A 17033-nucleotide genomic window follows, 5' to 3' on the forward strand; every position below is an offset into this window, starting at 1 on the left:
AATGCCACGGTCCCGCCACTATCTCGTGGCAATGGAAAAGGTCATGGACACCACGATTTCCCTTGCCCGGAGCACCGCAGGCGGTGCCGCTGCGACCAAGGTGCCGCTGCACCGTATCGCGGACGACAAGACGATGCTGCGGACCGCGGCGGAGTTGACGCGCGACCTGATCGCGCCGCGCGCCGGCGTCTATTGGGCCGACCTGATCGCCTCGGTGGTGATCGGCTATGGCGCGCTGGCGGTGGCGGTGACGGCCGGCTCGACCGCGCTGGCGATCGCGGCGGGCGTGGTGTCGATGCTGGCGCTCTACCGCGCGCTCAGCTTCATCCACGAGATCAGCCACATGAAGCACGCCGCGCTGCCGCGCTTTCGCGGTGGCTGGAACGCGCTGGTCGGCGTGCCGATGCTGACCCCCTCTTTCATGTATGAGGGGGTCCACAACCTGCACCATGCCAAGACGCGCTATGGCACGGTCGAGGATCCGGAATATCTGCCGCTGGCACTGATGAAGCCGTGGACGCTGCCGGTGTTCATCCTGGTGTCCGCGCTCGCGCCGCTCGGCCTGCTGATCCGTTTCGCGATCCTGTCGCCCCTGTCGCTGGTGATCCCCGGCTTCCGCCGCGTCGTGGTCGAGCGCTACTCGGCCTTGGCGATCAACCCGCAGTTTCGCCGCCGCATGCCTGAGGGTGAGGCGGCGCGGATGTGGAACCGCGTCGAGACCGCGGCCAGCATCTGGGCGATCGCGATCGTCACCATGGTGGCCACCGGCACGATCCCGCTGCGCGGCTTCCTGATCGCTATGGCGATCGGATCGGGCGTGGCGGTGGTGAACCAGGTCCGCACGCTGGTCGCGCATCTGTGGGAGAATGACGGCGAGGCGATGACGGTGACCGCGCAGTATCTCGACTCGGTCAACGTGCCGCCGCCGGCGCTGCTGCCCGCGCTCTGGGCGCCGGTCGGCCTGCGCTATCACGCGCTGCATCACCTGTTGCCGGGTGTGCCCTATCATAATCTGGGCGAGGCGCACCGCCGGGTGACCGCCGCGCTGGAGCCGGGATCGCCCTATCACAAGGCGAGCTACAAGGGACTGCCGGGACTGGTGGACAAGATCGTGCGCAGTACGATGACGGTTCGCCGCTGAACGCGGTCGCGGTGCAGGATTGATCGGGGGGAGTGGCGGTGCCGCTCCCCTTTTTTATGCTGGTTCCGGCGGCGGCCTGTCTCTCGATACGGCATCTCGATACGTGGCTTGGCGCCACTACTCGATGCCTACTCGAGACGAACGGATAGTTTGGATCAATTACGCCGGTCAGCTTATCTCCGTTCGTCTCGAGTAGCCGTCGAGTAGCAGCGAAGCTGCGTATCGAGACGGCGTATCGAGAGACATGTTGCCGTGCGCCAACGACCTGCAGACAGGCTCACACGGCTAGCCGCTATTCCTCGGTGCGGATCAACACCGCTTCGCCGATCAGCAAGAACAGCAGAAACGGCGCCCAGGCAGCGAGAAAGGGCGGGTAGGCGCCGAGATTACCCATCGCCAGCGCAAAATTGTCGGCGACGAAATAAGCAAAGCCCAGCGCCATGCCGATGATCGCGCGGACGAACAGCTTGCCCGAGCGCGCGACGCCGAACGCGGCGACGGCGCCGAGCAGCGGCATCAGCACGGCGGAGAGCGGACCGGACAGCTTGTGCCACAACGACCCCTCCAGCGCCTTGGTGGGGCGGCCGGCTTTCTGAAGGTCGTCGATCGCCTCCGACAGGCCACGGAACGACAGGCTGTCGGCGTCGACGCCGGCCAGTGTCAGTTGTTCGGGGGTGACGCCGTTGCCGACGACCATGGATGCGAAGCGGGTGACCTGACCGCTCGCCACGTCGAAGCGGGTGCCGGGGCCGATCCGCCAGGCATTGTTCTCGCGCTGGCCGCGCGGTGCACGCACGATGCTGCGCAGCGAGCCGCCGGTGCGGTCGTACAGGGTGACGCCGCCAAGCTGCGTCGCGGCGCCGCGGCCGCGGATCAGGTCGACCTGCAACAGGTCGTCGCCGTCGCGCACCCAGACGTTGGAGCGGTCGCCGCTGTCGATCGGCAACGGGCCGTAATCGACCTTTTGCCAGGCGTTGAGCGTGGCGGTCGCGCGCGGGGTGATGCGGTCGTTGAACGCGAAGCTGATCACCGCGACCCCGGCACTGGCGAGCAGCAGCGGCGCCAGCACCTGATGCGCGGACAGGCCGCCCGCCTTCAGCGCGATGACCTCCGAATTCTGGTTCATCGTGATCAGCGTCAGGATGGTGCCGAGCAGCACCGAAAAGGGCAGCACGAAGGAGATGATCTGCGGCGCGCGCAGCGAGACGTAGCGCCACACCTCGCCGTCGCCATTGCCCGGCACCGCCAGGATGTTGCCCGATTCGGACAACAGGTCGAGCGCCTGGAGGACCAGCACGAGTGCCGCCATGATCGCAAAGGTGCGGACCAGGAACAGCTTGCCCATGTAGATGGCGATGGTGCGCGACGGGAAGATGGCGGACAGCCTCATGCCTTGGTCTCCGCTTCACGCGCGCGCATCTCGCGGGCGCGGCGGCGCGGCCCCGGCAGCCAGCGGGTGAACAGTTTGGCCAGCTTGGCGAAGCTGCGCTCCAGGATGCCGATCGGCTGGCCGCCGGGGACATAGGCGGTGACGTAGTACATCCAGACGACGATGCCTGCGAAGATCGCGAACGGGCCCCATAGCGCGATCAGGGGATCGACACGGCCCAGCGCGCCGATGTCCGCGGCATACTGGTTCACCTTGTGATAGGTGACGAGCATCACGATCGACAGGAAGACGCCGAGTGCGGAGGTGGATCGCTTCGGCGGAATACCCAGCGCCACCGCAAGCAGCGGCAGCAGGAACATCGTCACCACCTCGACCAGCCGGAAGTGGAATTCGGCACGGCTGCCGTCGCGCGCTTCCTCCGACTGTGCCTCCTGCCCGTGACGGGCGAGTTCGGGCAGGGTAAACTCCAGGTCGCGGCCGCCGCGCTGGCGGAAATTCTCGAACTTGGGCAGGTCGATCGGCAGGTCGTGGCTGGAGAAGGTCAGCACGCGCGGCGCGCGAAAGCTTTGCCGGTCGTGGATCAGCGTGCCGTTGGTCAGGCGGAAGATGATGACGTTGGGATCGTCGGTGGCAAGAAAGCGGCCACGCTCCGCGGTGACGCCGATCCAGTCGCCCTTGCCGGTCTGCGCATGAACGAAGATGCCGGACAGGTCGCGACCCTTGTCGCGGCTTTCCTCGATGCGGAGCGTCATGCGGTCGCCCAGATGGGTGAACTCGCCCACCTTGATCGAGGCGCCGAGCGCGCCGGTGCGCAGTTCGTAGCGCAGCCCTTCGTAATAATAACGGGCGATCGGCTGCACATAGCCGACGATCGCCAGGTTGAGCGCGGCCAGCACGATCGCATACAGATAGGGTACGCGCAGCAGCCGGGTGTAGCTCATACCGACGCCGCGCATCACGTCCAGCTCCGACGAGGTGGCGAGCCGGCGAAAGGCGAGCAGGATGCCCAGCATCAGCCCGATCGGAATGCCCAGTCCCAGATATTCGGGCAGCAGATTGGCCAGCATGCGCCACACCACGCTGATCGGTCCGCCCTGCGTCGCGACGAAGTCGAACAGGCGGCGGATGCGGTCCAGCACCAGCAGCATCGCGGCGATGACCAGCGTCGCGAACAGCGGCAACGCGATCAGCCGGGCCATATAGCGGTCGATGGATTTCATGCGGTGGCTAAGGGTGCTCGGGCGGGCGGGGAGTTCGGCTATACGAACGCGAGGCTCGCGCGTCAGCCCCAATTCTGCGCGCCCGTCACTCCGCCGCGATGGAGGAGGGCAGGCGGTGCGCCGCGCGCGCCATGGCGGCGGCGATGCCGCGCTCCAGCCCGGCCAGGGTGAAGGGCTTGCGGAGCAGCTCATGGTCGCCGAACACCGCCGCATTCGCCTCGCCCGCGAACCCCGTGACGAACAGGACGGCAAGGTCGGGGAAGCGGCCGGCCAGACCGGCGATCATTTCCGGGCCAGTCTGGCGCGGCATCAGCACGTCGGAGATGACGAGCTGGATGTCCGGGTTGGCGGCCAGCATCGCCGGCGCTGCCAGCGGATCGTCGCAGGGCAGGGCGTGGTGGCCCAGTTCCTCCAGCGCGCCCATCGTGGCGGCCAGCACGCGGGGATCATCCTCGACCACCAGCACCGACAGCGCGGCGGGGGGCATGGGGGCGGGGGCGGCCGGCTCGACCGGCACGGCGGCGGGCGCCGCGCTGCGGTCGCGCGGCAGGTACAGGGTGACGGTGGTGCCCGCGCCGGGCGCGGTGCGCAGCGCGACATCGCCGCCCAGCTGGCCGACAAGGCCGAAGATCTGGCTGAGGCCAAGGCCGGTGCCCTTGCCGACGGGTTTGGTGGTGAAGAAGGGTTCGAACACGCGCTCGGCCACTTCGGGGGGCATGCCGCTGCCGGTGTCGGTCACCGACAGCACGGCATAGTCGCCGGCGACGCACTGGCCCACCGCCCCCTCGGCGAGCGTGATCTCGCCACTGGTGATGGTCAGGATGCCGCGGCCCTCCATCGCGTCGCGGGCGTTGACCGCCAGGTTCAGAATGGCGTTTTCCAGTTGCACGCGATCGGCATGGACGCGCCAGCCGGTGGTGCGATCGTCGACGATCAGCTCGATCGCGTCGCCAAGCGTCCGGTCGAGCAGATCGGTCATGCCGGCGACCAGCGCGGCAGGCAGGATCGCCTGCGGCTTCAGCGACTCCTCGCGGCTGAAGGCGAGCAGCTGGCGGGTGAGCGCGGCGGCGCGGTTCGCGCCCTCCGTCGCGCTGTCGATATGGCGCTGAAGGGCGGCATGGTCGCCCGGCGCGGCGCGGCGGGCGAGTTCGAGCCCTCCCAGAACGACGGCGAGCATGTTGTTGAAATCATGTGCGATGCCGCCGGTCAACTGGCCCACCGCATCCATCTTCTGCGCCTGGCGCAGCTTGGCCTCCTGCACCTTCAGCTCGGCCGTCGCCTCGTCCACTGCCATGGCCAATTCCTCGGCCCGTGCCCGCGCCGCCTCCGCATCCGCCCGCGCCGCCGCCCGCTCGCCCACCGCCTGCACCGTCATCCAACCCAGCACGATGGCCCCCGCAACGATCAGGATGCCGAACCCTGCCAAACCCCCCGCGATCCGACTCGACCGCGCCACCGACCCGCTGGCGTCCGCCGCCCGCTCGGCAAGCAGCGCGCGTTCGGAGCGGATGATGCCGTCGAGCGTGCCGGTGATCTGTGCCAGCGAGCTAGCCTGCCGCGCCTGATAATAGCGGGCATAGGCCAGGCTGTTCTTGTTGTAGGTGGTGGCGAGCGCGATGGCGGACAGTTCCTCGCCGCGCGTGTCATAGGCGTCGCGCAGGCGGTCGATCAGCGGGCGCTGCTGCGGATTGTCGTAAGTGATGTGTTCGAGGCGGTCGATCTGCGACCGGGCCAGCGTCCATTCGTCGAAATAAAGCTGGCCAAGCTGGCGGTCGCCGGAAATCACGTAGCGACCCAGCGACGCCTCCGACCGGGCGATCGTGCCCGCCAGCGTGCGCGCCAGGATCATCACGTCATAGGAATGCTGTTGCAGGTCCAGCGCGCGGTCGCGCTGGCGATTGGCGTGGCCGAGCGTGACGATCAGCATCACCAGCGTCACCGCGCCGGCCAGCCCCATGACGACGAGCGCGATGGTGCGCCAGGTCGTGCCGCCCTCGCGGCCGACGGATTCGGCTTCGGTCCGCTCCACGGAAGGGAAGCTATCGCAGTCGGTGGTGCGAGGGAAGCGGGCGAAAGGCTTAGGCGATGACGCCCACGGCCCGGCCCGCATCGGCGAACATGCCCAGCACGCGTTCGATCTGGGCGGGGGTGTGTTCGGCGCAGAGCGAGCAGCGGAGCAGGAAGGTGCCGGCGGGGGTGGCGGGGGGGCGGGCAAGATTGACGTAGAGGCCGGCGTGGAGGAGCGCTTGCCACATCATGGCGGCCTGCTGCTGGTCCTCCAGGATGACCGCGATGATGGCGCTGTCGGCCTGTTCGGTGCCGAGGCGGAAGCCGAGCTGGCGGAGGCCGGCGTGGAGCGTGCGGGCGTTGGTCCAGAGTTGCGCGCGTTTGGCGGTGGCGGTGGCCAGCTTGCGGATCGAGGCGGCGGCGGTGGCGACGACCGAGGGAGGGAGCGAGGCGGTAAAGATATACGGGCGGCAAGCCAATCGGATCGCTTCGAATTTCGGGTGGTTCGACACGCAGAAACCGCCCACCGTGCCGACCGATTTGGAGAAGGTGCCGACGATGAAGTCGACATCGCCCTCGCACCCTTGCGCCTCGTACACACCGCGCCCGTTGGGGCCGTAGAAGCCCATCGAATGCGCCTCGTCGGACAGCACCATCGCGCCGTGCTTCCTGGCGACCGCGACCATCTCCTTCAGCGGAGCGATGTCGCCGAGCATCGAATAGACGCCCTCCAGCACGACCAGCTTGCCCGCGTCCTTGGGCAGGCGACCGAGCCGCTTGTCGAGGTCCTCGACCGAATTGTGGCGGAAGCGGACGATTTCGGCGACGCCCTGCTTGCAGCCGTCATAGATCGACGCATGGCTGTCCGCGTCGAGGATGACGTAGTCGCCCTTGCCGGCGAGCGTCGAGATCATGCCGAGATTGGCCATATAGCCGGTCGAGAAGACGATCGCGCCGGTCGTGCCGTAAAAGTCGCGCAGCGCCTGTTCGACCTCCATATGGTCCTGGAAGGTGCCGTTCAGCATCCGGCTGCCGTTGGTGCCCGAGCCGAACCGGTCGAGCGCGGCATGGCCGGCGGCGATGACGTCCGGGTCGAAGGTCATGCCCATATAATTGTAGGTGCCGAGCAGGATGGTGTCGCGGCCCTCGATCACCGCCTCGGTCGGCGACTTCACCTGTTCCATGACGATCGCGAACGGATCGGTGACCCCGGAATCGAGCAGCGCCCGGCGCTCGGCGATCAGGCCGTCGAATTTCGACATCAGGTCGCGGTCGGGAGCGACCGGGGCGGGATCGGCGGGGAGGGCGTGGGGCTGGGCGGCGGCTTCGGTCATGTCACAAGGTTTCCGCAATCGGGGTTTCCGCAATCGGGGACGTTCGCGCCCGCCGGAACCGGGCGGGCGCGGGGCGATCAGTCCTGCTTCAGCTTGACGACGGCATCGACGAGCTGGCCGACGGTTTCGATCTCCGCCTGCATGTTCATGGTGATGATGATGTCGAATTCGTCCTCGATCGCGGCGACGAAATCCATCACGGTCAGGCTGTCCCATTCGAGTTCGCCCTGGAAGGTGGTCGTCTCGCTCAGCGCCACGCCCTTCTTGTTGAAGGGGGCGATCTGGGCGGCGACGGTGTCGAAGATGGTCTGGCGGTCGCTCATGATGATCCTTTCGCGGAAGCCGCATGGCATCCAAATGCGGCGTCTTTCCGGCGGCCTATAGCAAACCGGCGTCGCGATACCACCGGGCGGTGGCCGCGAGCCCGTCGGCGGTGGCGATGGCGGGCGTCCAGAGCGACGGATCGGGGCGCCGGGCGGGGTCGGCGGTCCAGTCGGGATGGCAGAGATAGCCGACCCGGTCGGGGGTCAGCTTAGCGCCCGCACCGCGGAAACGGCGGTCGAGCCGCGCGCCGAGGCGCAGCAGCGCGGCCGGCAGGTGCATCGGCAGCACGCGGGTGCCGACCGCGCGGCCGATCAGCCGGGCGAGATCGGCATGGGTCAGCACGGCGCCGTCATCCACCTCCAGCACCGCAGGCGGGCCGGGGGTGAGCCCGAGTGCCACGATCAGGCGAGCGAGATCCTCCACCGCGACCAGCGACAGGCGACCGGGTGGCGGCAGCAGGGCGAGGCCGCGCCGCGCCAGGCGGAACATGTCGCGCATCTCGGTATCGCCGGGGCCATAGACGCCGGTGGGGCGGACGATCGTCCAGTCCCGGTCGCTTTCCTCCACGAGCGTCTCCGCCTCGCGCTTGGACCAGCCATAGTTGGACAGTTGCGGCTCGCGTGCGGAGAGCGAGGAGACATGGACGAAGCGGGCGACGCCGGCGGCGCGCGCGGCGGCGAGCATCGCGGCGGTGCCGTCGATATTGCCGGCCGCGAAGCCCGCGCGATCGGGCGCGTTGACGACGCCGGCGATGTGGAGAACGGCATCCGCGCCGCCAGCCAGCGTCGCCAGCGTGTCGGGGCGGTCGAGCGCGCCCTCCACCCAGGTCACGCCGTCCTGCGGCGGTTGCGGACGGCGGGTGAGGGCGCGGACCCGGTGGCCGCGGCCAAGCGCCTGTTCCACCACGACGCGGCCGACAAAGCCGGTGGCGCCGGTAACGCCGAGGATCACAGCAGCGCCAGATGGTTGCGGTGGACCAGCGCGGCGCGCGGCGCATAGCCGAGGATCGTGGCCTGCTCGTCCGAACGCCGGCCGAGCAGGCGGGCGGCGTCGGCGGCGTCATATTCGGACAGGCCGCGCGCGATCGTGCCCCCCGGCCCCTCGATCGTGACGAGGTCGCCGCGGTCGAAGCGCCCCTCCACCCGCACCGCGCCCGCGGCCAGCAGGCTGCCGCCCCCCGCCAGCGCGCGGGCGGCGCCGGCATCGACATGGATCGCACCGCGCGCGGTGAGCCCGCCGGCCAGCCATGCCTTGCGGGCGGGCGCGGCATGGGCGGCGACGAACAGGGTATGGCGCGCCTCGGTGGCGAGCGGGTGATCGATGCGGCCGCTGGCGATGGCGAGATGGGCGCCCGCGCTGGTGGCGATGCGCGCCGCCGCGATCTTGGACACCATGCCGCCCGACCCCATGCCGGAGGCCGAGCCGGCATCCGCCATGCCGGCGACCGCATCGATCGCATCGACCCGTGCGATATGGCGCGCGGCGGGGTTGGTGTGCGGATTGGCATCGTACAGGCCGTCGACATCGGACAGCAGCACGACGCCGCCGGCACCCGCCGCCTGCGCGATACGCGCGGCAAGCCGGTCATTGTCGCCGAAGCGGATTTCCTCGGTGGCGACGCTGTCATTCTCGTTGATGACGGGCACGATGCCGAGGCCGAGCAGCCGGCCCAGCGTGGCGGCGGCGTTCAGGTAGCGGCGGCGATGTTCCAGATCGTCGAGCGTGACCAGCATCTGCGCCGCCGTGATGCCCTGATCGCCGAGCAGTTCGGCCCAGGTCTGGCTGAGCGCGATCTGGCCGGTCGCGGCGGCGGCCTGCGCATCCTCCAGGCTGGCGCGGCCGCCCTTGGGCAGCCCCAGGCGGCGCGCACCGAGCGCGATGGCGCCCGAGGACACGATCGCGACCTGCTGGCCGGCGCGGTGACGTTCGGCAAGGTCGGCAACAAGGCTGGCGAGCCATTCACGCCGCACCGCACCATCGGGGGCGACAAGCAGCGCCGAGCCGATCTTCACGACCAGCCGCGTGCAGGAGGAGGGAGGAAACAGCGCCATGGCGGACGGCGTTAGCGCGGTTGGCGGGGGGTGCCAATGCATGCCCCGGACGAAGGGGCGGTATCCTTCGCCGCGTTCGCGCGTTCGGTTGGCACGGTTCATTCATGCAGGAGACGATGATGGCGCATGTTCCCGAGGGCGCGGGCGACAATTCCAAGGGCAAGAAGGCATCGCGCATCATCGCGCCGTCGATGGCGGCCTATATGATCTTCGCGATGCTGATCGCATTCGGACTGATGTACGCCTATGCGTCCAATGCCTGACGATTGCAGGGCGTGCAATCGCGCATGAAATCAATGCACTTGCGAGATAGCATGCTGCGCTGCACAAGGAGCGGGCCTTTCAGGCATCCTCTCCTAAAAACTTTCACGGCTGGTCTGCGGACCGGCCTTTTTTTTGGCCCGGCGCCGGCGCTCAGCCCCCGAGCTTGGTGAGGATGAAGGCGGCCAGAAAGCCGATCACGGCGATCATGCCCGAATAGTCGTGCGTCGATTCGGTCGCTTCGGGGATCATGGTATCGACCAGCATCGCCAGGATCGCGCCCGCGGCGACGGCGGTGACGGCCGCGAGGATGTCCGGCGCAGCCCCGGCCAGCGCGGCATTGCCGATCATCGCGGCGAGGCCCGAGGCGAGCGCGATGCCGATCCATACGCCAAAGACATAGGTCGGTGACCGGCCCGACCGCTTCATCCCCGCCGCACTCGCCAGCCCCTCGGGAACGTTGGACAGGAACACCGCGGCGACCATCACCGCGCTGACCCCGCCGCCGCTGAGCAGGCTGGTACCGATGACCACCGATTCGGGGATCCCGTCGAGCAGCGCGCCGATCGCGATGGCGAGGCCGGAATTGGCGCCGGCATCGGGCTGCTTCTCCTGAGGGTTGCTGCCCGAACGCTTGCGATGACGCGCGCCTTGTCGCGATACGATGATGTTGGCGAGGGTGTAGACCGCGGCGCCGCCTACGAAACCCGCAGCGGTGGAATCGAACCCGCCCTGTGCATAGGCCTCGTCCATCAGGTCGAAGGCGACGGCCGAGATCAGCACGCCCGAGCCGATGGCCATGATCGCGGCGATCATGCGCTGTGGCAGGGTGACGAGATAGGGAATGGCCGCGCCGAGGATCAGCGCCGATCCGCCGACCAACCCCCAAAGACCGGCCGTTGCAACCTGATGCATCTACGTTTCCCCATGCCTGACCGGGTGGAACGTGCAAAAGGCCGGCGGGTGCCGGTGATCGCGCTATTTGATGTCAAGTGGCGGAGAGGGTGGGATTCGAACCCACGGTACCCGTGAGGGCACGCCGCATTTCGAGTGCGGTACATTCGACCACTCTGTCACCTCTCCGCTGAGGTTCGTACCGGGCGCCTGGGCGTCCGTCCGATCGGTCGAGGGCGGGCCTCTAATCGAAGGATTCGGGCGATGCAAGCGTCGAACTTGTGTGGCGGCGCAAAAAGCCTAGATTGTTTCCATGCCACGTCATGATCCCGTCCATATGCCCGACCGCCTGGAGGTGGAGGCCCCCGCCATCGCGCACGCCCGCTTCGCGATCGGGGAGGTGGTGCGGCATCGCCTGTTCGACTTCCGGGGCGTGGTGTTCGACGTGGACCCGGTCTTTGCCAATACCGAGGAATGGTACGAGGCGATCCCCGAATCGATTCGGCCGTCCAAGGACCAGCCCTTCTACCATCTGCTCGCCGAGAACATGGAGTCGAGCTACGTCGCCTATGTCAGCCAGCAGAATCTGGTGACCGACGACAGCGACGAGCCGATCGACCATCCGGCGATCGCCGGGTTGTTCACCGGGTTCGAGGATGGGCGGTATCGCCTGCGACAGGAACATCGGCATTAGAGTCTGAAAACTCGCGAAAGAGCGAGTTTCGGCGGCACCGGCCCGCTCCCCCACCCGGCCGCCCACAGAGTATCCTTGATGGGCGGCCGGGTGGGGGAGCGGGCCGGCACCGCTAAATGCCCGAAAGCCTGCTCGCGCGGTTGACAATCTCGCCTCATTTGCCTAGCTGACGCTTCTTTCCCGCTGGGCGTGGCCTTTGCGGGGCACATGCATTTGGGAAGTGACAACAGCCATGTTCGCAGTCGTGCGCACGGGCGGCAAGCAGTACCGCGTCGCCGCCGGAGACAAGATCGTCGTCGAGAAGATCGAGGGCGAGGCCGGCGCGTCGGTGACGCTGGACGATGTGCTGCTCATGGGCGAGGGCTCGGAGCTGAAGTCGACCAGCGGCCTGACGGTCGCCGCAGAGATCATCGCCCAGGCCAAGGGCGAGAAGGTGATCGTTTTCAAGAAGCGTCGCCGCCACAATTATCGTCGCCGCAACGGCCATCGCCAGAACCACACGATCCTCAAGATCGTTTCGGTCGGCTGAGCAGACGTTTCGAGAATCCAGGAGTAGATCGCAATGGCACATAAGAAAGCAGGCGGTTCTTCGCGCAACGGTCGCGATTCGGCCGGCCGCCGCCTTGGCGTGAAGAAGTTCGGTGGCCAGGAGTGCGTCGCCGGCAACATCCTCGTGCGTCAGCGCGGGACCAAGTTCTATCCGGGCCGCAATGTCGGCATCGGCAAGGACCACACGCTGTTCGCGCTGACCGACGGCCGTGTCGCGTTTGCCGAAGGCAAGCTCGGCCGCAAATATTGCTCGGTCGAAATGATTGCGGCTGCGGCCGAATAAGGGCGATCATACGGGTCGCCCACCAGGGTGACCCAGGTTCCGCGACGGAACCTGCCAAAAAGGGAGACGGGTCACCCCGGCTCCCTTTTTTTCGTGCTCCCGTTCTAGCGTATGTCGTTGTTCCGTCATGTGGATATGGCAGGGCACGCGCGACGCGACGAGGAGTGTACGAGAATGTTCGCGCGGACGGAGAGATTGATGCTGCGGCCCGGCTGGCCGGAGGACGCACCAGAGCTGGTGCGGGCGATCGGCCATGAGGACGTGGTCACGCGGCTGGCACGGGCGCCGTGGCCCTATGCGCTGGGCGATGCGCAGGCGTTCCTGGCGCAACCGCGAGGGGGCCATGAACCCCGCTTCCTGATCTTCGATGACATTGCGGCCGGCCCGCGGCTGGTCGGCGGGATCGAACTGATCGACGGCGAGGAACTGGCCTATTGGCTGACCCCGGCCGCCTGGGGGCGCGGCTATGCGACCGAGGCGGGGCGCGCGATGATCGACATCGCCCGCCACGCGCTGGGTGTCCGGCGGCTGCACGCGCGCCACTTCGTCGACAATCCCGCATCCGGCCGGGTGCTGGCCAAGCTCGGCTTCTGCGCCACGGGTGAAATCGCGCCGCTCGCCTCGCGGGGGCGGCGCGAACCGGGGTTGGCGATCGCCTATGAGCGCGACCTGGACGAGGAGCGAGCGGTGCCGGTGGCGCTCGCGGCCTAGGCGGCGCGCGCTTCCGGCATGACCGCATCGGCATAATCGCTTTCGGCAAGGCCGATCAGCGCGCGGTCGTCATGCTTCCAGGGGTGGAAGCCCGGCAGGAAGTAGCTGAGCCATGCGCCGGCGACCTTGCGCGCCATGCCGGGCCGGACCAGCGCATAATGGAACAGCCGCCACCAGATGCGCGGGCCGGTCAGCCCGTCCTGGCGGAGCAGGTCCAGCATGCCGCGGCGGCGACCGTTCACGAACCGGCCGGTGGTGATGAGCATCACCAACGCCTTGATCCGCCAGCGCTTGAAACGCGGCCAGTCGCGCGTGGCGTGCAGCCATGTGTCATAGGCGACGCCCTTGTGCTCGATCTCCTCGGCGGCGTGCCACAGCCATAGCCGCGCCGCTTCCCGGTCGCCGCCTGCCAGATGACGGGGGTCGGCGATCAGCGCATGCGCCAGGATCGCGGTGAAATGCTCCAGCGCGGTGGTCGCAGCCAGGCGCGCGATCGCCGGCCTGCCGTCGGTCAGCGCCAGTTGCGCCACCACGTCGCGCTCCAGCCGGCTGGTATCGTATCCCTGCTCGGTGACGTGGCGGTTGAAGGCGACATGCTCGCGGCTGTGGATCACCTCCTGCTTCACGAAGGCGCGGATCTCGCCTTGCAGCTTGGGCGGCGTGCCGTCGCGGAATGCCTTGACGCTGTCGCAGAAAAAGGCCTCGCCGCGCGGAAAGGTGACGGACAGCGCATTGTAGAAGGCGGTCGCGACGGGATCGTCGTTCAACCAGTATCGCCGCAACCGCGCGTCGCGGCCGAACCGGACATCGCGCGGCGTGATCGTCAAATCGGCGGGCGTGATTGCTTTGGCCACAAAAATCTCCGACTGTGGTGTAAGTTAGATAGCTTACATCAGTGTAGGTAAGGAGCGTGCGTGGAAGCGTCAACCCGACGTCGTTTGCCCCCGGAGGAGTCGCGCGCCCAGGCGCTGGACGCGGCACGCGCGCTGCTGATCGAATCGGGGCCGCAGGCGATCACGCTGAAGGCGGTGGCGGCGCGGATGGGGCGTACCCATGCCAATCTGCTGCATCATTTCGGCAGCGCCGCCGACCTGCAGCGCGCGCTGGCCGAGCGGATGGCGACCGACATCACGCGCCAGATCGGCGTCGCGGTGCAGGCGGCGCGGTCGGGGGCGGGGGACCCGGCGGCGATCGTCGCGCTGACGTTCGATGCGTTCGGGCGGGAGGGTGGCGGGGCGCTGGCCAGTTGGGTGATCCTGACGGGCGAGCGGGGGGTGTTCGACCCGATGCTGACCGCGATCCGCGAACTGGTGGAGCAATTGTCGTCCAACCCCGCGGACCCGGCGGACCGGGTGTTCCTGGCGGAGACGACGCTGTCGCTGGTGCTGACCGCGCTGGGCCAGGCGTTGATCGGCCAGCAACTGGCCGCAGCCCTGGGGCTGGACGGCGAGGCGGCACGCGGGCTGGCGCTGCGCCATCTGCTGGCGGCGCACGACGCGCACGGCGCGCCGCGCCCGTCACAGGATTGACGCTCCCCAAGAGGGGCCGCTTCGGCTAAGGGGCGGGCCATGCATTTTCTCGATCAAGCCAAGATTTACGTCCGCTCCGGCGCCGGTGGCCCCGGTGCCGTCAGTTTCCGTCGTGAGAAGTTCATCGAATATGGTGGCCCTGACGGAGGACATGGCGGCAAGGGCGGCGACATCGTGTTCGAGGCGGTGGCCGGGCTGAACACGCTGATCGACTTCCGCTACACGCAGCATTTTCGCGCACCGCGCGGGCAGGGCGGTTCCGGGTCGAACCGCACGGGCGCCGGTGGCGAGGATCTGGTGATCAAGGTGCCGGTCGGCACGCAGGTGCTGTCCGAGGACAAGGAAGAGGTGCTGATCGACTTCACAAAGGTCGGGCAGCGCGAGATATTCCTGCGCGGCGGCGACGGCGGGCGCGGCAATGCCAGCTACAAGACCTCCACCAACCGCGCGCCGCGCCAGCACGGCACCGGCTGGCCGAACGAGGAGGCGTGGGTGTGGCTGCGCCTGAAGCTGTTGGCCGATGCGGGGCTCGTCGGCCTGCCCAACGCCGGCAAGTCGACCTTCATCAATGCCGTCACCAATGCGCAGGCCAAGGTCGGCGCCTATGCCTTTACCACCACCCGGCCGCAGCTGGGCGTGGTGCGGCACAAGGAACGCGAGTTCGTGGTGGCGGACATTCCCGGCCTGATCGAAGGGGCGGCCGACGGTGCCGGGATCGGCGACCGTTTCCTGGGCCATATCGAGCGGTGCCGCGTGCTGCTGCATCTGGTCGATGCCAATGACGAGGATGTGGCGGAAAGCTATCGCATCGTGCGCGACGAGCTGGAGGCTTACGGCGCCGGGCTGATCGACAAGCCGCAGATCGTGGCGTTGAACAAGATCGATACGCTAGACGACGAACTGATCGAGGCGCTGTCCGCCGAGCTTGCCGAGGCGAGCGGTGCGGACGTAATCCCGCTGTCGGGCGCGAGCGGCATCGGTGTGGACTGGGTGCTGGACAAGCTGCTGGAGGCGATGGGGCCGCCGGCGGACGCACCGGTGAATGACGATGGCGAGGAAGATACCGTGGAGTGGTCGCCGATCTGATCGGCGAAGCGCTTTCCCGCAAACACCGCGTTTGCGGGAAGCGCCGCAGTCCCGACCCCTCCCCGGCCAAGGGGAGGGGTTTTTTGTATCAGCCGACCATGTCTTCCAGTTCGCGGCCGCGGGTTTCGTGAACCATGGCGCGGACGAAGAAGAACGAGACGAACGCCGCGGCGGTGTAGCCCATATAGGTGATCGCCAGACCCGGCGAGACGACCAGCGACGGGAAGCTGACCGAGATCGCCGCGTTGGCGATCCACTGCGCGAAGCCCGACACCGCAAGCGCGGAGCCGCGGATCTGGTTCGGGAACATTTCGCCCAGCATCACCCACATCACCGGGCCCCAGCTGACGTTGAAGAACACGACGTAGAGGTTGGCGGCGACCAGCGCGATGATGCCGGAATTGCCCGGCAGGCTGACCGCACCCGACGCGTCGGTAACGGCGGTGGAGAAGGCCCAGGCGACCGTCGCCAGCGTGACGGTCATCCCCGCCGAGCCGACGAGGAGCAGCGGCTTGCGCCCGATCTTGTCGATCAGCGCGATGGTGAGCAGGCAGGCGCCGATCGATAGCGCACCCGACAGGATGTTGATCTGAAGCGCATTGTCCTCGGTAAAGCCGACCGCTTCCCACAAGGTCGCGCCGTAATAGAAGACGACGTTGATGCCGACCAGCTGCTGGAACACGGCAAGGCCGATGCCGACCCACAGGATCGGGCGGATGCGGCCGGTGGTGCGGTCACGCAGGTCGGACAGGCGCGGCTTGTGCTGATCGCCGGCGAGGCTGGCACGGATGTCGGCGACCTTGCGGCGCGCGGTTTCGGCGCCGAACAGGCGGGCCAGCACGGTTTCCGCCTGCGCATCGCGGCCACGGACCACCAGATAGCGCGGGCTTTCCGGAATGAAGAGCAGCGCGACCAGATAGATGGCGGCCGGTACCACCTGAAGCCAGAACATCCAGCGCCAGGCGGGGAAGCCCAGCCAGAATTCGGCGGTGGAGCCACCAGCCCAGCGTGCCAGCGCGAAATTAGCGACGAACGCGCCGGTCAGGCCGGAGATGATCATCACCTGCTGCACGCTCGACAGGCGGCCACGGATGCTCGCGGGGGTCACTTCGGAGATGTAGACGGGCGAGGTGACCGATGCCGCACCGACGCCGAGACCACCGATGATCCGCGCGATGATGAAGATCGCCGACGAACCCGCCGCACCCGCCATCACCGCGGACACCAGGAACAGGACCGCGGCCAGCATCATGGTGTTGCGCCGCCCGATCAGGTCGGCGAGCCGCCCGGCGGTGAAGGCGCCGATCGACGATCCGACAAGGATCGCGCCGACATTGATGCCGATGCCGAGCCGGCCGAGATCGAAGGCCGCCTCGATGCCCTTTTGGGTGCCGTTGATGACACCCGAATCATAGCCGAACATGAACCCGCCGATCGTCGCCACGGCGACGATGAGCGAGATCAGGCCCGTATTGTGCCTGCCTTCCACGTGTCGATCCTTCCCTTGATCCTGCCGTGTCGCCGTCTGTCGGGCGGATGGGCAGGCGTGTCATAATAAG

Annotated in this window: 18 protein-coding genes and 1 tRNA gene; 8 read left to right on the forward strand and 11 right to left on the reverse strand. The window is 67.9% G+C overall.

Annotated elements, in window-relative coordinates:
* The first annotated feature begins 43 nt into the window (after positions 1-43).
* Positions 44-1141, forward strand: coding sequence for a fatty acid desaturase family protein (locus GQR91_RS10040; protein ID WP_149681855.1), 1098 nt, complete (start codon positions 44-46; stop codon positions 1139-1141).
* Positions 1142-1433: 292 nt separating this feature from the next.
* Here the strand turns inward: GQR91_RS10040 and lptG are convergent, their stop codons facing one another.
* The 7 genes from lptG to proB form a co-directional block, all read right to left on the reverse strand.
* Positions 1434-2531 (reverse strand): LPS export ABC transporter permease LptG, encoded by a 1098-nt coding sequence (lptG, locus tag GQR91_RS10045; RefSeq protein ID WP_149681854.1) that lies wholly within the window; start codon positions 2529-2531, stop codon positions 1434-1436.
* The gene (gene lptF, locus GQR91_RS10050) at positions 2528-3751 is read right to left on the reverse strand and encodes an LPS export ABC transporter permease LptF (RefSeq protein WP_174236606.1); all 1224 of its coding nucleotides are present in this window, start codon (positions 3749-3751) and stop codon (positions 2528-2530) included. The genes lptG and lptF overlap by 4 nt, the downstream gene beginning before the upstream one ends.
* A gap of 85 nt (positions 3752-3836) precedes the next feature.
* Positions 3837-5708, reverse strand: coding sequence for an ATP-binding protein (locus GQR91_RS10055; RefSeq protein WP_235903966.1), 1872 nt, complete (start codon positions 5706-5708; stop codon positions 3837-3839).
* A 121-nt stretch (positions 5709-5829) separates the two neighbouring features.
* Positions 5830-7092 (reverse strand): serine palmitoyltransferase, encoded by a 1263-nt coding sequence (gene spt, locus GQR91_RS10060; protein WP_149681852.1) that lies wholly within the window; start codon positions 7090-7092, stop codon positions 5830-5832.
* A 77-nt stretch (positions 7093-7169) separates the two neighbouring features.
* On the reverse strand, positions 7170-7415 hold the full coding sequence (locus GQR91_RS10065; RefSeq protein WP_149681851.1) for an acyl carrier protein: 246 nt from the start codon (positions 7413-7415) through the stop codon (positions 7170-7172).
* A 55-nt stretch (positions 7416-7470) separates the two neighbouring features.
* The gene (locus tag GQR91_RS10070; protein WP_149681850.1) at positions 7471-8367 is read right to left on the reverse strand and encodes an NAD-dependent epimerase/dehydratase family protein; all 897 of its coding nucleotides are present in this window, start codon (positions 8365-8367) and stop codon (positions 7471-7473) included.
* Positions 8364-9467 (reverse strand): glutamate 5-kinase, encoded by a 1104-nt coding sequence (proB, locus tag GQR91_RS10075; RefSeq protein ID WP_149681849.1) that lies wholly within the window; start codon positions 9465-9467, stop codon positions 8364-8366. Before proB ends, GQR91_RS10070 begins: the two co-directional genes overlap by 4 nt.
* 104 nt (positions 9468-9571) lie before the next feature.
* On the opposite strand from proB, the gene GQR91_RS10080 reads away from it, so the two are divergent.
* Positions 9572-9730 carry a hypothetical protein gene (locus GQR91_RS10080; RefSeq protein WP_160146750.1) on the forward strand — a complete coding sequence of 53 codons (159 nt, stop codon included), beginning with the start codon at positions 9572-9574 and terminating at the stop codon, positions 9728-9730.
* Positions 9731-9881: 151 nt separating this feature from the next.
* Here the strand turns inward: GQR91_RS10080 and GQR91_RS10085 are convergent, their stop codons facing one another.
* Positions 9882-10643, reverse strand: coding sequence for a ZIP family metal transporter (locus GQR91_RS10085; protein WP_149681848.1), 762 nt, complete (start codon positions 10641-10643; stop codon positions 9882-9884).
* Between the two features lie 78 nt (positions 10644-10721).
* A tRNA-Ser gene (locus GQR91_RS10090) sits at positions 10722-10811 on the reverse strand.
* A 124-nt stretch (positions 10812-10935) separates the two neighbouring features.
* On the opposite strand from GQR91_RS10090, the gene hspQ reads away from it, so the two are divergent.
* From hspQ to GQR91_RS10110, 4 genes are all read left to right on the forward strand, one after another.
* Positions 10936-11316, forward strand: coding sequence for a heat shock protein HspQ (gene hspQ / locus GQR91_RS10095; protein ID WP_112383481.1), 381 nt, complete (start codon positions 10936-10938; stop codon positions 11314-11316).
* A 232-nt stretch (positions 11317-11548) separates the two neighbouring features.
* On the forward strand, positions 11549-11845 hold the full coding sequence (gene rplU, locus GQR91_RS10100) for a 50S ribosomal protein L21 (RefSeq protein ID WP_112383482.1): 297 nt from the start codon (positions 11549-11551) through the stop codon (positions 11843-11845).
* A 33-nt stretch (positions 11846-11878) separates the two neighbouring features.
* Positions 11879-12148, forward strand: a complete 270-nt coding sequence (gene rpmA / locus GQR91_RS10105) for a 50S ribosomal protein L27 (RefSeq protein ID WP_112383483.1) — start codon at positions 11879-11881, stop codon at positions 12146-12148.
* Positions 12149-12322: 174 nt separating this feature from the next.
* The gene (locus tag GQR91_RS10110) at positions 12323-12859 is read left to right on the forward strand and encodes a GNAT family N-acetyltransferase (RefSeq protein WP_174236605.1); all 537 of its coding nucleotides are present in this window, start codon (positions 12323-12325) and stop codon (positions 12857-12859) included.
* Here GQR91_RS10110 and GQR91_RS10115 read toward each other — a convergent pair.
* Positions 12856-13713, reverse strand: a complete 858-nt coding sequence (locus GQR91_RS10115; protein WP_149681847.1) for a metal-dependent hydrolase — start codon at positions 13711-13713, stop codon at positions 12856-12858. The two genes, GQR91_RS10110 and GQR91_RS10115, sit on opposite strands and share 4 nt — an antisense overlap.
* Before the next feature lie 60 nt (positions 13714-13773).
* Between GQR91_RS10115 and GQR91_RS10120 the strand changes: the two genes are divergently transcribed.
* Positions 13774-14388, forward strand: coding sequence for a TetR/AcrR family transcriptional regulator (locus tag GQR91_RS10120; protein ID WP_235903931.1), 615 nt, complete (start codon positions 13774-13776; stop codon positions 14386-14388).
* 39 nt (positions 14389-14427) lie between these two features.
* Entirely contained in the window at positions 14428-15474 is a 1047-nt protein-coding gene (obgE, locus tag GQR91_RS10125) for a GTPase ObgE (RefSeq protein ID WP_112383486.1), read from the forward strand.
* An 88-nt stretch (positions 15475-15562) separates the two neighbouring features.
* Here obgE and GQR91_RS10130 read toward each other — a convergent pair whose 3' ends face one another.
* On the reverse strand, positions 15563-16963 hold the full coding sequence (locus GQR91_RS10130; RefSeq protein WP_112383487.1) for a sugar porter family MFS transporter: 1401 nt from the start codon (positions 16961-16963) through the stop codon (positions 15563-15565).
* Between the last annotated feature and the right edge of the window lie 70 nt (positions 16964-17033).

Source organism: Sphingomonas carotinifaciens (assembly GCF_009789535.1).
GTDB lineage: Bacteria > Pseudomonadota > Alphaproteobacteria > Sphingomonadales > Sphingomonadaceae > Sphingomonas > Sphingomonas carotinifaciens.